Raw genomic sequence first — 15,575 nt, forward strand, 5'->3', positions numbered from 1 at the left:
GTGACGTCGTCGCTGACGTCATTCAAGGAAACTTCTGACGCCAGAAGTGGGCGCTTGATGCGAATCACCATCGCGCCGGGCACGGTTCGGGTATAACGATGCAAAACCCGTTCCGGCAAGGCTGTAGCCTTCTGACTATGACGAACGGTGAATCGACGCGAACCGAGCTGCACGCGTCCGGCACAGTAGGTGTCGCGATGGTGACCCCCTTTACCGTCGAAGGCAAGCTCGACGTCGATGCCGGTGTCGCGCTGGCCGCCCGCCTGATCGACGGTGGCGTCGATCTGCTCGCCGTCTCCGGCACCACCGGGGAATCGCCGACCACCACCGAGTCCGAGAAGTTCGATCTGCTGCGCGCCGTCGTGGACGCCGTGGGCGACCGCGCCACCGTCATCGCGGGCGCCGGCACCTACGACACCGCGCACAGCATCGAACTGGCCCGCAACGCGCAACGCGCGGGCGCGCACGGCCTGCTGGTCGTCACCCCGTACTACTCGCGTCCCAGCCAGGACGGTCTGTTCGCCCACTTCACCGCCGTCGCGGACGCGACCGACCTGCCGGTCACCCTGTACGACATTCCGCCGCGCTCGGTGGTTCCCATTGCCACCGACACCATTCGCCGCCTCGCCGAGCACCCGCGCATCGTCGCGGTCAAGGATGCCAAGGGCGACCTGGGCGCCGGCGCCGAGCTGATCGCGGAGACCGGGCTGTCCTTCTACTCCGGCGACGATGTGCTCAACCTGCCGTGGCTGTCGGTCGGCGCGACCGGATTCATCAGTGTCATAGGCCATCTCGTGCCGGACCGCCTGCGCGCCCTGGTCGACGCCTACCGCGCCGGCAATGTGCAGCGGGCCCGGGAGATCAATGTGAGCATGGCCCCGCTGAACCGGGCCATGGCCCGCCTCGGCGGGGTCGCCATGACCAAGGGTTCGCTGCGCCTGCTCGGCGTCGAGACCGGGGAACCACGGCTGCCGCAACTCATGCCGACCCAGGATCAACTCGACGAACTCGCGGTGGACCTGCGCGCGGCGGGGGTGCTTGCATGACCGGCCCCGCTCGTCGCCCCCGCCGTACCGCCAGCCGCGCCGCCGGTGCGCCCGCCCCGGCTCCGGAGACTCCCGTGCAGCCCGCGCCGGCTCCGGCCCAGGCCGAACCCGCCGCACAGGCGAGCACCGCTGCCGCGCCGCAGGAATCAGTGAAAGCCGCCGCCCCGCGCACGGAATCGGCTGCGGCCGAACCGGTTCGGGAGCGTGGCGGTCGTGGCGGCCGCGGCGGTGACCGCACCCGCCGCGGCGGCAGCCGGTCCCGGCAGGGCGGCCGCGATCGCGAGCCGGCCCCGGCCCCGCGCGATCCGCACGCGATGGGCACCCCGCCCAGGGCGCCCAAGGGCGGCCTGCGGGTGTTCGCGCTCGGCGGCATCGGTGAAATCGGCCGCAACATGACCGTTTTCGAGTACGACGGCAAGCTGCTGATCGTCGACTGCGGTGTGCTGTTCCCGGAGGATCAGCAGCCCGGCGTGGACCTGATCCTGCCCGACTTCGGTCCGATCGAGAACCGTATGGACGATATCGCCGCGGTCATCCTGACCCACGGGCACGAGGATCACATCGGCGCGGTGCCGTTCCTGCTGCGCCTGCGGCGCGACATTCCGGTCATCGGCGCGAAGTTCACTCTCGCCCTGGTGGCGGCCAAGTGCCGCGAACATCGGTTGCAGCCCAACCTCATCGAGGTCACCGAGGGCGAGCGCACCCGGCACGGCGCGTTCGACTGCGAGTACTTCGCGGTCAACCACTCGATCCCCGACGCCATCGCGGTGGCCGTCCGCACCCCCGCGGGCATCGCGCTGCACACCGGTGACATCAAGCTGGATCAGCTGCCGCTCGACGGCCGCCTCACCGACCTGGCCGGGTTCTCCCGCCTCGGCGACGAGGGCGTGGACCTGTTCCTGGTCGACTCCACCAATGCCGAGGTGCCGGGCTTCGTCACGCCCGAGCGCGAGATCGGCCCGGTGCTCGACAATGTGATCGGCAAGGCCAAGGGCCGGGTCATCGTGGCCTCCTTCGCTTCTCACGTGCACCGCATCCAGCAGGTGGTGGACGTGGCGCAGCGCTACGACCGCCGGGTCTGCTTCGTGGGCCGGTCCATGGTCCGCAATATGCAGATCGCGCAGGACCTCGGCTATCTGGACATCCCGGACGGCCTGGTGGTCGATCTTGATCAGGCCGCCAACCTGCCGGTGCACAAGCTGGTGCTGATCTCCACCGGTTCGCAGGGTGAACCGCTGTCGGCACTGTCGCGTATGGCGCGCGGCGACCACCGCCAGATCAATATCCGCCCGGACGATCTGGTGGTGCTGGCCTCCTCGCTGATCCCCGGCAACGAGAACGCGGTCTTCGCGGTCGTGAACGGCCTGGCCCGCCTGGGCGCCACGGTCGTCACCCAGCAGAACGCGAAAGTCCATGTCTCCGGCCATGCTTCGGCGGGCGAGCTGCTCTACCTCTACAACGCGGTCCGCCCCACCAACGCCATGCCCGTGCACGGCGAGTGGCGGCATCTGCGCGCCAACGGCGCGCTCGCGGTGGCCACCGGCGTGCCCGAGGAGCGGGTCATCCTGGCCGAGAACGGCGTGGTGGTCGACCTGGTGGACGGCATCGCCTCCATCTCCGGCCGCGTCCCGGTCGGCCAGGTCTACGTGGACGGCCTCTCGGTCGGCGACGTCGGCGAGTCCACCCTCTCCGACCGCCTGGTCCTGGGCGAGGGTGGCTTCGTCTCCATCAATGTCGCCGTCGACTCGGCCACCGGAAAGGCCGTCAGCACACCGGAGGTCAGCGGCCGCGGCTTCTCCGACGACCCCGAGGCGCTCTCCGGCGCCCAGGAACTCGTCGAGAACGAACTGCACCGCCTGGCGGTCGAGGGTGTCACCGACACCCACCGCATCGCCCAGTCCGTCCGCCGCGTGGTGGGCCGCTGGGTGGCCGAGACCTACCGCCGCCGCCCCATGATCGTCCCCACGGTCATCGGCGTCTGACCCGGCGCACAACCGAAAACTGAACCGCCCGAGCGCATTCCGCTGCTCGGGCGGTTTCGCCTGTCGCACAGCCGAATCCACGGTGAAGACAGCTCCGCCCCCGACAGTCCGGCTGTCGGGGGCGGGAAAAACTGGGCGGGTCTACCGCCAGGGTTCCTCCGCCGGAGGGCATTCCGCCGGGGGCAGGAACAACACTCCGCCTGGGGCGGGAACTACAAGAGTTCTACTTATCCTGGCAGGCGGCCGAGTCGAGCTTCGCGGCCTTGACGATGCTGCAGGCGTAGTTGTGGTCGATCTTCCAGTCGCTGCCGTCGGCGACGAAGGAGACCGTGGCGTTCTGGACCGGCTTGCCGTCGATGGTGACGTCGGCGTCGGCCTTGAGCTTGCCGTTGGCAGGGTCGCCGACATTGGTGATCTTGATGGTGACGTTGTTCGCCTTGGCGGCGTCGACCAGCTTCTGGGCCAGCTGCGGGTCGAGGGCGGCGTCCTCGATCCAGTCGGTCTTGGTCTTGGAGTCGATGGACGGGTCGAACGCCTTGGTGACCTTGTCGTTCAGGTCCTGCACGGTCGGCTTGGGCAGATCCGCGACCGTGGTGGGGGCGGGGGCCGCGCCGGTGATCTTGCCGTCGCCCTCGGTGCTGCCGTCGAACTTGCCGGCCGGGGCGGCCGCGGTGGTGGTGGACGCGGCCTTGGTGCTGTCATCGGACTTGCTGCAGGCCACCAGGCCGAAGGCCGAGGTGGCCAGCATCAGCGCGGCGGTCGCGCGAAGGATGTTGTGCTTCAACGAAATTCTCCCCGTTGTTTTGGAATGGCGCCGTCGGATTAAAGCTCGTAGCCGGTGGTGCAGTTCCAGTGAATGATGGTGGCGTCGCCGGAGTTCCGGCCCAGCGCCTGGCTCTTGGCCGCGCTGCGCGAGGAGGCCGCGCCGAAGGTGTAGTAGCCGTCGCGCGACGAGTAGGCGATCGCCCCGCAGCCGTTGGCGAAGCGCGCCACGATGTGGCAGTCGGCCTGGGGGCACGAGCTCATGGCGGCGTTCTGCGCCGAGGGGCTGTCGGAATAGTCATAGGAGTAGCCGATATGACCGGTGGACGGCGACAGCGCGATGGCGCCGTAGTAATAGTCCTGGTAGGCATTGGCCGGAGCCGCGGTCGCGGCCAGCAGGGAGCCGGCGGCCGCGACCATCACGGCTGCGCCGCTGACAATCTTCTTCAAAGTGTTGCCCTTCTTGTGCTTTCGGATCCACGACCCTATGGACCGAGGGATCAAGCTACCGATACGGAAAGGTTGACGCCAACCCGGATCTGTGTTTTGTGCGGCGTCCTCGAGCGGGGGCGCCGCGCCCGACCGCACTGGCACAACCGGACGCGGTGATCACGATCAACTCCCGCCCTTATGGAGGACCGGGTGGTTCGCTTAACGCCGCTGTGCACATTCGGACATCCCCGACTAAGGTTCCCCTTATGACTTTGGCTCAACGGGAGCGCCAGGCCCTGGTTCAGGCGATGGCCGAAGCCGGCCCGGACGCACCCACGCTGTGCGGCGACTGGACGGCCCGAGACCTGGCCGCGCACTTGGTCGTCCGGGAACGCCGCCCCGACGCCGCCCCCGGTATCCTGCTGAAGCCCTTCGCCTCCTATCTGGACCGCGTGCAGCGCAAGGTCACTCGGCGCCCGTTCGCCGACCTGCTCGACGAGGTGCGCAGCGGCCCGCCGTTCCTGCTGCGCCCGGTCGACTCGCTGATGAACACCACCGAGATGTTCGTCCACCACGAGGACGTCCGCCGCGCCGCGCCCGGCTGGGAGCCGCGCACCCTGTCCGCCGCCGATGAGAACCAGCTCTGGAAGGTGCTGACGGGTTTGGCGCGCATGGCATATCGCAAATCGCCGGTTACTGTCGCGCTCTCCACGCCCGACGGCCACCGCACCGTCGCCCGCCAGGCCGGTGACCGCACCGTGGTGCTGGCCGGACCGCCGTCGGAGCTGCTGCTGCATGCCTTCGGCCGCAATGCCGTTCGGCTCGAGGCCACCGGCGCCCCGGACGATGTGGCACTGGTGCACGCCCTCGACCGCAGCGTCTGACCTACCCGGCCGCGGGAGCATTGCTCCGGCGGGAGTGGCAGCGCGCACACCGGTCATGAAACGATCACGCGTCGAGCGGTAGCTTGCGTCCTCGGCAGCGGCCCGTGTGTGATGAGGTGGTAGGCAATGTCTTGGCAACTGGCGGTTCTCGGACCGGTCGAGTTGACGGCCGATGGCGTGCCGATTCCGCCCATGCCACCCAAACTGCAGGCGGCGCTGGCCATCCTGGCGTGTGCGCGCGGGCGCACGGTGTCGGTCGAGGAACTGCTGGACGGCATCTGGGGCGCCGAACGGCCGAGCTCGGCGGTGGGCGCGCTCCGGAATTACGCATGGGCGCTGCGCAAGCATCTGGCCGCACAGCAGACGGTGCTGCTGTCGTCGGAAGCGCGCGGGTATCGCCTGGACGGGCCGTTGCACCTGGATGTCGACCGCATCGACCGGCTGCGCGGCGAGGCGGCCGAGGCGCGGGCCGCCGGCTGTCTGGAGATCGCCGACGCCGCGCTGCGTGACGCGCTGGGCGCCTGGCGGGGTGATCCGCTGACCGGCGTGCCCGGGCCGTGGGCCGCGGCCGAACGCGCACGGCTGCGGCGGCTGCATCGTGTCCTCACCGAAGACCTCCTCGAGCTCGCCGTACAACGCGGCGACTTCTCGCACGCCACGGCCGAATTGGCCGCGCTCATCACCGGTGATCCGCACAGCGAGCGGCTGCGCGGGCTCATGATGACGGCCCTCTACCGGGCGGGCCGCCGCACCGAGGCGCTCGAGGAATATCAGCGCATTCGCCGGCTGCTGGTGGCCGAGCAGGGCATCGAGCCGGGACCGGCGCTGGCGGAGCTGCACCGCCAGATCCTGGCCGACGAGCTGCCCACCGTGGCATCGGAGACCGCGCCGATCACCGTCGTCGCGCCCCGGCCGGCCCAATTGCCGCCCGACACCGCCGATTTCACCGGACGTCACGATCTGGTGCGCGATCTGTGCGTCGTGCTCGGCGCGACCCGGCCGATCGTGGCCATCTCCGGCATGGGCGGGGTCGGCAAGACGGCGCTGGCGCTGCATGTGGCACACCGGATCCGGGACCTGTACCCGGACGGCCAGCTGTACGTGGATCTGTTCGGCGCGGGCGCGACGCCGGCCGAACCCGAGCACGTGCTGGGCGCGTTCCTGCGCGCACTGGGCGTGGCGCAGAAGGAGATTCCGGTCGGCGTCGCCGAGCGGGCCGCGCTGTTCCGGTCCGCCAGCAGCGGCCGCCGCCTGCTGATCGTGCTCGACAATGCCTGCGACGCAGCGCAAGTCGCGCCGCTGCTGCCGGGGGAGTCCGGCTGCGCGGTGCTGGTGACGGCGCGCCGCCCGCTCACCGCCCTGCCCGGTGTGCGGTCCGCGGCCCTGACGGTGCTCGAACCAGGGGAGGCCGTCACCCTGTTCACCCGCATCGTCGGCGCGGTGCGAGTCGCGGCCGAACCCGACGCGGTGCGCCGCATCGTGGAACTGTGCGGCCTGCTGCCCATGGCGGTGCGCATCGTGGCCGCGCGGGTGGCGGCCCGGCCGCAGTGGACGGTGGTCTCCGAGGCGGACCGGCTCGCGGCCGAACGCCATGACCTGGACCGCTTCCGGGCCGGGGACCTGGCGCTGACGGCCGCCTTCCGTGCGGGCTACGAGCAACTGCCGCCGGACGCGGCGCGGGCCTTCCGGCTGCTCGCCGTCGCCGATCTGCCCGAACTCTCGCTGGCCGCCACCGCCGCGGTCCTCGACACCGTCGAATCGATGGCCGAGGACCTGTGCGAGGAGCTGGTGGATCGCGGCATGCTGGAATCGGTCGGCCGGGGCCGCTACCACTATCACGACCTGATGCGCCTGTTCGCGCTCGGCCGCCCCGACCGTGAGCGCGAACTCGATGTCGCCGCCCTCCTGCTCGACTACTACCTGGCCACCATGAAAACGGTGCTGCGCGTGCGGCATCCGGGTCTGCGGCTGCGCCTCGCATCGACCGGGCACCCCGGCACCCGCCTCGACGATCTGGACTCGACCCGCGATTTCCTGACCATCGAGCGCCGTAATCTGGCCGCCGTCTATCGGCTGGCGGTCGCGGGGACGCCCCGGCATCGGGTGCTGGCTGCGGACCTGGCGCTGACCGTCGCCGAGACGGGGCTGGCCTGTGACGCCACCGTCGACCTGGTCAAGGTCCTCGAAGAGCTGGTGCAGGCCATCACTTCCGACGGTGACATCGTGGCGGCCCGCCGCGCCCGGCTGGCGCTGGTCTTCGCGCTGGCCGCGGAACTGGACGAGCCGCACGGTGCCGCCGTGCACGTGCGCGGGCTGCTCGCCGACGACGATCCGGATATCGATCCCTGGACCTCCGGCGCGATTCAGGGCTTCGCGGGTGTGCTCGCCCTGCACGACGGCGACCCGGCCCGCGCCACAACGCATTTCGCGACCGCCCTCACGTACTACCGTCGCGCCGACAGCTCCGAGTGCGTTCGCGTCGCGTATTCGCTGCTCGCCCGGGCCTATTCGGCGGCCGGCCGCAACCGCGACTCCCTGGCCGCCGCGGCCCGGGCGGTGGTCGGCGACAACGAGTCCGGTGTGCGCCGCAATGTGGTGTGGGGCCTGACCGAGGCCGCCTGGATTCTCAGCAGCGAGGGCGACGCCGATCGCGGCGCCCACCTTTTCGATGCCGCCCTGGTCACCGCCCGCCGCTTCGGCAACACCCGCTTCGAGTCGGTGATCCACGCCCGTGCCGCCCGGGCCGATCTGGCCGCCGGCCGCTACGCCCAGGCCGCCGAGCACGCCGAACGTGCCGAGGCCACCAGGATCTCGGCGGGTGGCGCCGCCCACACGCACAACCTCCTGGTCCGCTACACGGCCCTGCGCCGTTTGGGCCGCACCCTCGACGCCGCCGAGTGCTATCGCACCGCCAGCACCCAGATCCCGGACTTCGACACCGCCCTGACCACCTGGACCGCCGGCCCCGCGCTCCCGGCGACCCGCTGATCCGGTCCCGCTGCAGGCCGTGGCGGTTTTCTGGCGCGCGAATGAGCCGGAACAGCGGGGGCCCGTCGTAGTGTGACGGGTGGCTTCGGGTCGCTTCGAGGCGGGTGATCGCGCCGTCGATGCCGGTTTTTGGTCGTGAGCGCCACAGTTTCTGATTCGGGTGGGCCGGGTGTTGCGGATGGTCCGGGTGGTGCTGTTGCGGCTAGCCTGGGACGCATGGCAGGTAAGGCCCGCACCGGAACGTCACGTTCGCGAGCGGGGGCTACGCGGGGGCAGGCTCCTGCACAGGCCCGCGCGCGCAGCCCACGCACCCCCGCGAGGGGGCGCGGGGGAGCGGGACGGAAGGCGCCGGCGCGGCGGCCCGCACCGCGGCGCGGATCGAATACCGCGCCGCTCGCGGTGGTTCGGCGGGGCGTCACCAGCGGCTGGACCATGATGGCGCGGGGGCTGGGCGCGACGACGCGGACGGTCAGCCGGGCCGGGGAGATCGAGCACGGGCATCGGCGCGATGGGATCGCGCTGGGGCTGGTGGCTTTCGCCTTCGTGATCGCGGCGGCCGTGTGGATGTCGGCGGGCGGCCCGGTCGGGCACTGGGTGGATGCCGTCGTGCGCGGGGTGGCCGGATCCGCCTCGGCGGCACTGCCATTCGTGGCGGTGGCCATCGCGGTGATTCTGATGCGGACCGAGCCGCAGCCGGAGATCCGGCCCCGGCTGGTGCTGGGCGGTCTGCTGGCCGGGCTGCCGGTGCTGGGTCTGTGGCATCTGGCGGCGGGTTCGCCGTCCGACGCGCACGGTCGCGCGCACGCCGCCGGATTCGTCGGCTATGTGGTGGGTGGTCCGCTGGGTGAGGGGCTGAGCGCCTTCCTGGCGGTGCCGTTGCTCATGCTGGCCATCGGTTTCGGGCTGCTGCTGCTCACCGGCACCCAGGCGCGGGATGTGCCCGCCCGGCTGCGCGAGATCTTCGGCACCGGCGCGGGCGGCGACGAATACGAGAGCTACTCCGAGGAACACGGCCTCTACGACCCCGACAGCTATGACGCCGATGGCTTCCCGATGCACCGTCCCGAGGTGCGCAAGCGCCGCGGCCGTACCCCGTCGGAGAACTATCCGACCGACGAGTTCGCGGGTTCCGACGCGACCACGGAGATCATCGGCGAGCCGCCGCTGCAGGACGCCAAGGACATCGCCGCGCCGGAGGAGAAGCCGAAGCCCAAGCCGCGCAAGGCCGTAGCGAAGGTCGTCGACCAGACCCCGCCGCCGCCGGAGCCGCAGCAGCTGGAGTTCGTCACCGACCGCGAGGTGGACGGCGATTACACGCTGCCGTCGCTGTCGCTGCTCACCGACGGCGACCCGCCGAAGAAGCGCAGTGCGGCCAACGAATCCATGATCGAGGCCATCACCGAGGTGCTCGTGCAGTTCAAGATCGACGCCGCGGTCACCGGTTTCGTGCGCGGCCCGACGGTCACCCGCTACGAGGTCGAGCTGGGTCCCGGCGTGAAGGTCGAGAAGATCACCGCCCTGGCCCGCAATATCGCCTACGCGGTGGCGACCGAGAATGTCCGTCTGCTGGCGCCGATTCCGGGCAAGTCGGCCGTCGGCATCGAGGTGCCGAACGCGGACCGCGAACTGGTGCGCCTGGCCGACGTGCTGAAGGCCTCGAGCACCCGCAACGACCACCATCCGCTGGTGATCGGTCTGGGCAAGAACATCGAGGGCGAGTTCGTGGCGGCCAATCTGGCCAAGATGCCGCACCTGCTGGTGGCCGGTTCGACCGGTTCGGGTAAGTCCAGCTTCGTCAACTCCATGTTGGTCTCGCTGCTGTGCCGGGCCACCCCCGATGAGGTGCGCATGATCCTCATCGACCCCAAGATGGTGGAACTGACGCCCTACGAGGGCATTCCGCACCTGATCACCCCCATCATCACCCAGCCCAAGAAGGCCGCGGCGGCGCTGGCCTGGCTGGTGGAGGAGATGGAGCAGCGGTATCAGGACATGCAGGCCAGCAAGGTCCGCCATATCGACGACTTCAACCGGAAGGTGAAGTCCGGCCAGATCACCGCGCCGCTGGGCAGCGAAAGGGTGTACCGCCCTTACCCGTACATCCTGGCCATCGTCGACGAGCTCGCCGACCTCATGATGACCGCGCCGCGTGATGTCGAGGACGCCATCGTCCGCATCACCCAGAAGGCCCGTGCCGCAGGCATTCACCTGGTGCTGGCCACCCAGCGGCCCTCGGTGGACGTCGTCACCGGTCTGATCAAGACGAATGTCCCGTCCCGCCTGGCCTTCGCGACCTCGTCGCTGACCGACTCGCGCGTCATCCTGGACCAGCCCGGCGCGGAGAAGCTCATCGGCATGGGTGACGGCCTGTTCCTGCCCATGGGCGCAAACAAACCGACCCGTCTACAGGGCGCATTCATCTCCGACGAGGAGATCGCCGCCGTCGTCGACTTCGCCAAGACCCAGGCCGAACCCGACTACCAGGAGGGCGTCACTGCCGCCAAGCCCGGCGAGAAGAAGGACGTCGACCCCGACATCGGCGACGACCTCGACCTGCTGCTGCAGGCCATCGAACTGGTCGTCACCTCCCAATTCGGTTCCACTTCCATGCTGCAACGCAAACTCCGCGTGGGCTTCGCCAAGGCCGGCCGCCTCATGGATCTCATGGAAACCCGAGGCGTCGTAGGCCCGTCGGAAGGCTCCAAGGCCCGAGACGTCCTCATCAAACCCGACGAACTCGACGGCCTCCTCTGGACCATCCGAGGCGGTGGCGGCGAACCGCCTGCCCCGGATGATTCGGAGCCCGAGGGCCTTTAGCGCCTGCTCCTCGAGCGCGAGGGGTTACCTGATCGCCCTTGCCGATAGCAACGACCACTGCGCCACGTTTCCGATGCCGCGCATCCAGCCGCGAGGAATCGCGGAATCACCATGGCGGACAAGATGGTTCGGCGCAGGATAGGGTGGCAGCGGATTCGGTCGCGTCTCGGGGAGGGGGCCGTGATGGGTGGAGCGTACTCGGCACGGTGGTTGCGGACGGCTGCTGTGGTGGCGTGCGGGGTAGTGGCCGTTGTGGTCGCGCCCGCGGCAGACGCCGATACAGGTGGCGAATTGCATTGGGGGCCTTGTCCGGCCGAGGCAAAGGCGGGGGAGGCCGAGTGTGCGAGCCTGTCGGTGCCTATGGATTATTCCGTGCCGGATGGGCGGCATATCGACATTACGGTCAGTCGGATTCCGGCCGGCGATTCGGCGCACAAGCGTGGGGTGTTGTTCGCTGGGCAGGGTGGGCCGGGGGCGGATGCGCTCGGGTTCTGGGCGCCACGGAATGTGACGGTGCCCGACTTGCATCGGGAGTTCGATGAGATCGCGGTGCAGCCGCGGGGGCTGCGGTGGGCGACGCCGTTGCAGTGTAAGACGACCACCGAGGTCATCATTCCGGTGACCGATCGATCCGCGTGCGAGAGTGCCGATCCCGGTTATCCGCGCACCATCACCACCGAGACTCTCGCGCGCGATCTGGACCAGGCGCGGCAGGCTCTCGGTGTCGACCGGATCGATTTCTACGGCGGCTCGTACGGCACGTTCCTGGGTGCGGCGTACGCGACCCTGTTCGGTCCGCACGTCGATCACCTGGTGCTGGACGGCAATGTGAATCCGCAGTGGGATTGGCGGGAGCAGTTCGCGCAGGGCTGGCAGGTCCGGGAGGCAGGGTTCACCGAACTGTTCGATTGGATCGCCGCCAACGACTCCATCTACGGCCTGGGCGATACCCGCAATACCGTTGCCGCCGAATGGGTTCGGCAGGTCGACGCGCAGGGTGGCGGCTGGCTGGCCCGCCTCGATCCGACGCTCGGCGGTGCGGGCGGTGCGCTCACCGCGCCGGGGCAGACGCCCGGTGCGGACGAGGTGTCGGGGCGCGTCGCGAATCTGGTGCAGACCGCGCGGCATCCGAGTGGCACGACCAGTCCGACCTATGCCGCCGCCTCGACCGCGGTGTACGCACGCAACCTGTGGCCGGCCTTCGCCGAGGGAATGCGCAGATACCGCGCCGACCCCCGGCACACCGAATTCTTCACCTATCTGACCCAGCGCACCGCCTTGGATCCGACCGGGCAGTGGATGTACGACGCGATCACCTGCAACGAAGACACCGGCACCCCGGACCCGGCCGCCGTCCCGGTCGCGATCGGCGACTTCGTCTCCGGCACCAGCATTTTCGCCTTCTTCTCGCGATTGCAGGCCGCCGGCGCGTTCTGTGGTGCCTGGCCCTCCTCGGCCGATCGCATCCGCGTCGATGGTGCGGGCCTGGCGAACCGCCCGCTGATCGTGCAGAGCACTCGCGACACCGCCACCCCGGCTGCGGGCGGGCCCGCGATGGCCGCCGCCCTCAACGGCACCCTCGTCTGGGTCGACGGCACCGACCACGGTTCGTTCGGCCGCGGCAACGTGCCCGTCGACGCCGCGGTCGTGCGCTACCTCGAATCCGGTGATGTCACCCTCACGACGGCACCGGCCGCGCCCATCACCACCCCCAACCCGCCCACCGAAGTCCCGGGCTGATCTCCACGGCAACCCAAGTAGAACGTGTTCTATATTCGGGGGTAACCGTTCCGGCGAGCCCTCGGGAGTTCACTACATGTACCAGTGGTCCGACGAAGACCTGATGTTCCGCGACGCCCTGCGCGGATTCATCGACAAGGAGATCAAGCCCAACGTCGAGCAGCTGGAAAGTGGTGCGCTGCCGCCCTTCGACACCATCCGCAAGCTGTACGCGACCTTCGGCCTGGACGAGCTCGCCCGGGAAGGCCTGGAGAAGGCCTTCGCGCGGGAAGAGGGCGGCGCCGAGAACAAGCCGGGCAAGTCCGGCGGCGGGTTCAGCGGATCGGGCAGCATGGGCGTGATCCTCAACAGTGAGCTGGCCGGCATCAGCCTGGGCCTGGTGGCCTCGATGGGCGTGAGCCTCGGCCTCACCGTCGGCACCATTCGCAGCCGCGGCACCCTGGCGCAGAAGAAGCGCTGGCTGCCCGAGCTGGTCACCTTCGAGAAGGTCGGCGCCTGGGCCATCACCGAACCCGATTCGGGCTCAGACGCTTTCGGCGGCATGAAGTCCTACGTCCGACGCGACGGCGAGGACTACATCCTCAACGGCCGGAAGACCTTCATCACCAATGGTCCGTACGCCGATGTCACCGTCGTCTACGCCAAGCTGGACGAGGAGGACGGCACCGACCGCCGCGACCGCAAGGTGCTCACCTTCGTGCTCGACAAGGGCATGCCCGGCTTCACCCAGAGCGCCGCCTTCAAGAAGATGGGCATGAACTCCTCGCCCACCGGCGAACTGTTCTTCGACAATGTCCGCATCACCCCCGACCGGCTGCTCGGCGAAACCGAGAATCCGGCCAAGGGCGACGGAAAGGACAGCGCCAAGGAGTCTTTCGCCGCCGAGCGCATCGGCATCGCCTCGCTGGCCCTGGGCATCATCAACGAATGCCACCGGCTCAGCGTCGATTACGCCAAGTCGCGCAAGCTGTGGGGCAAGGAGATCGCCCAGTTCCAGCTCATCCAGCTCAAGCTGGCCGAGATGGAGATCGCGCGAATCAATGTGCAGAACATGGTGTTCAACGCCATCGAGCGCACCGCCGCGGGCGAGAAGGTCTCCCTCGCCGAGGCCTCGGCCATGAAGCTGTACTCCTCGCGCGCCGCCACCGAGGTCGCCATGGAGGCCGTGCAGCTCTTCGGCGGCAACGGCTACATGGCCGAGTACAAGGTCGAGCAGCTCGCCCGCGACGCCAAGTCGCTCATGATCTACGCGGGCAGCAACGAAATTCAGGTCACCCACATCGCCAAGGGCCTGCTCGGCGGGTAACCCCCGCGCTCAGGACAGCGGGCCCACCACGGATTCGGCGCCGGCCAGCAACTCGCCCGAGGCCGCCAGCTGCACGACCGCTTCGATCTCCGGTGCCAGGTAGCGGTCGGCGCCCGGTCCCTCGACCGCCTCGCGAATCCGGTCGCGGACCGCGGCGGTCGCGGGGGACGGTTCCAGCGGAGCCCGCAGATCCAGGGCGCGGGCCGCGGTGAGGGCCTCGATGGCCAGCACCCGGGTGAGGCCGTCGACGGCGCGGCGCAGTTTGCGGGCCGCCGACCAGCCCATCGACACGTGGTCCTCCTGCATCGCCGAGGAGGGGATCGAGTCCACGCTCGCGGGCGCAGCCAGGCGCTTGAGCTCGGAGACGATCGCGGCCTGCGTGTACTGGGCGATCATGTGGCCGCTGTCGACGCCGGGATCATCGGCCAGGAACGGCGGCAGGCCGTGGTTGCGGGCCCGGTCCAGGAAGCGGTCGGTGCGGCGCTCGCTGATGCTGGCCACGTCGGCGACCACGATGGCCAGGAAGTCCAGCACGTAGGCCACCGGCGCACCGTGGAAGTTGCCGTTGGACTCCACCCGGCCGTCGAGGGTGACCACCGGGTTGTCCACGGCGCTGGACAGTTCGTACGACGCGATCCGTTCGGCGTGCGCGAGGGTGTCGCGCGCGCCGCCGGCGACCTGCGGGGCGCAGCGCAGCGAGTAGGCGTCCTGCACCACCGTGCAGTCGGGGGTCGCGTGGCTCGCGACGATGCCCGAACCCTGCAGCAGCCGAACCATATTCGAGGCGGCGAGCGCCTGACCCGGCTGCGGGCGCAGGGCCTGCAGGTCGGCGGCGAACACCTTGTCGGTACCGAGCAGGCCCTCGACGCTCATCGAAGCGGTCACGTCGGCCAGGCGGAGCAGCCGGCGCAGGTCGTGGCAGGCCAGCACGAGCATGCCGAGCATGCCGTCGGTGCCGTTGATCAGCGCCAGGCCCTCCTTCTCGGCGAAAACCACCGGCTCGAGGCCGGCCGCGGCCAGCGCCTGCGCGGCGGGCATGAGCGTGCCGTCCGCATCGCGGACCATGCCCTCACCCATCACCGCGAGGGCGACATGCGCCAGCGGCGCCAGGTCGCCGGAACAGCCGAGGCTTCCGTACTCGTGCACCACCGGCGTGATCCCGGCCGACAGCAGCGCCGCATACGCCTGGGCGACCTCCACGCGCACGCCGGTCCGGCCGGTCGCCAGCGTGGACAGCCGCAGCAGCATCAGCGCGCGGATCACCTCACGCTCGACCTCCGCCCCGGAACCGGCCGCGTGGGAGCGAACCAGGCTGCGCTGCAACTGAGTTCGCAGTTCCAGCGGAATGTGCCGGGTGGCGAGGGCGCCGAAACCGGTCGATACGCCGTAGACCGGTTTCGGGTCGGCCGCCAGCGCCTCGATCCGGGTTCGGCTCGCCGCGATCACGGTGAGCGCGTCCTCCGACAGCCGCACGGTGGCATTGCCACGGGCGACCCGGACCACGTCCTCGGGGGTGAGCGCGCCGACGCCGACTTCGACGTCGCCCGCTGCCAAGGTGTGCTCTTCGGAAAGGCGGAGGGTGTTCGAGCTCATCGTGGTGTTGTCCAATCTGCGGTTG

General features: G+C 69.8%; 10 protein-coding genes. 7 read left to right on the forward strand and 3 right to left on the reverse strand.

What is annotated here, in order from left to right; genetic code table 11:
• Window positions 1–137 precede the first annotated feature (137 nt).
• Both dapA and ACIRRA_RS03455 read left to right on the forward strand, forming a co-directional pair.
• A complete protein-coding gene (gene dapA, locus ACIRRA_RS03450; protein ID WP_402762511.1) occupies window positions 138–1,046 on the forward strand; it encodes a 4-hydroxy-tetrahydrodipicolinate synthase in 909 nt (302 codons plus the stop codon).
• On the forward strand, window positions 1,043–3,028 hold the full coding sequence (locus ACIRRA_RS03455; protein ID WP_402762514.1) for a ribonuclease J: 1,986 nt from the start codon (window positions 1,043–1,045) through the stop codon (window positions 3,026–3,028). Before dapA ends, ACIRRA_RS03455 begins: the two co-directional genes overlap by 4 nt.
• A 223-nt stretch (window positions 3,029–3,251) precedes the next feature.
• On the opposite strand, the gene ACIRRA_RS03460 is transcribed toward ACIRRA_RS03455, so the two are convergent.
• Together ACIRRA_RS03460 and ACIRRA_RS03465 are read right to left on the reverse strand one after the other, a co-directional pair.
• Window positions 3,252–3,812, reverse strand: coding sequence for a hypothetical protein (locus ACIRRA_RS03460; protein ID WP_402762517.1), 561 nt, complete (start codon window positions 3,810–3,812; stop codon window positions 3,252–3,254).
• A 38-nt stretch (window positions 3,813–3,850) separates the two neighbouring features.
• Window positions 3,851–4,240 (reverse strand): DUF4189 domain-containing protein, encoded by a 390-nt coding sequence (locus ACIRRA_RS03465; RefSeq protein ID WP_354839364.1) that lies wholly within the window; start codon window positions 4,238–4,240, stop codon window positions 3,851–3,853.
• 248 nt (window positions 4,241–4,488) lie between these two features.
• On the opposite strand from ACIRRA_RS03465, the gene ACIRRA_RS03470 reads away from it, so the two are divergent.
• The 5 genes from ACIRRA_RS03470 to ACIRRA_RS03490 all read left to right on the forward strand — a co-directional run bounded on the left by ACIRRA_RS03470 (window position 4,489) and on the right by ACIRRA_RS03490 (window position 13,957).
• A complete protein-coding gene (locus tag ACIRRA_RS03470; RefSeq protein ID WP_402762520.1) occupies window positions 4,489–5,106 on the forward strand; it encodes a TIGR03085 family metal-binding protein in 618 nt (205 codons plus the stop codon).
• 126 nt (window positions 5,107–5,232) lie between these two features.
• A complete protein-coding gene (locus ACIRRA_RS03475) occupies window positions 5,233–8,094 on the forward strand; it encodes a BTAD domain-containing putative transcriptional regulator (RefSeq protein ID WP_402762522.1) in 2,862 nt (953 codons plus the stop codon).
• 216 nt (window positions 8,095–8,310) lie between these two features.
• Window positions 8,311–10,911 (forward strand): DNA translocase FtsK, encoded by a 2,601-nt coding sequence (locus tag ACIRRA_RS03480; RefSeq protein WP_402762524.1) that lies wholly within the window; start codon window positions 8,311–8,313, stop codon window positions 10,909–10,911.
• A gap of 360 nt (window positions 10,912–11,271) precedes the next feature.
• Window positions 11,272–12,651 (forward strand): alpha/beta fold hydrolase, encoded by a 1,380-nt coding sequence (locus ACIRRA_RS03485; protein ID WP_402762526.1) that lies wholly within the window; start codon window positions 11,272–11,274, stop codon window positions 12,649–12,651.
• Window positions 12,652–12,727: 76 nt separating this feature from the next.
• Entirely contained in the window at window positions 12,728–13,957 is a 1,230-nt protein-coding gene (locus ACIRRA_RS03490; RefSeq protein ID WP_379383748.1) for an acyl-CoA dehydrogenase family protein, read from the forward strand.
• A gap of 9 nt (window positions 13,958–13,966) precedes the next feature.
• Here the strand turns inward: ACIRRA_RS03490 and hutH are convergent, their stop codons facing one another.
• Window positions 13,967–15,550 (reverse strand): histidine ammonia-lyase, encoded by a 1,584-nt coding sequence (hutH, locus tag ACIRRA_RS03495; protein WP_402762528.1) that lies wholly within the window; start codon window positions 15,548–15,550, stop codon window positions 13,967–13,969.
• Between the last annotated feature and the right edge of the window lie 25 nt (window positions 15,551–15,575).

It is taken from the genome of Nocardia sp. NPDC101769 (assembly GCF_044766925.1).
GTDB lineage: Bacteria > Actinomycetota > Actinomycetes > Mycobacteriales > Mycobacteriaceae > Nocardia.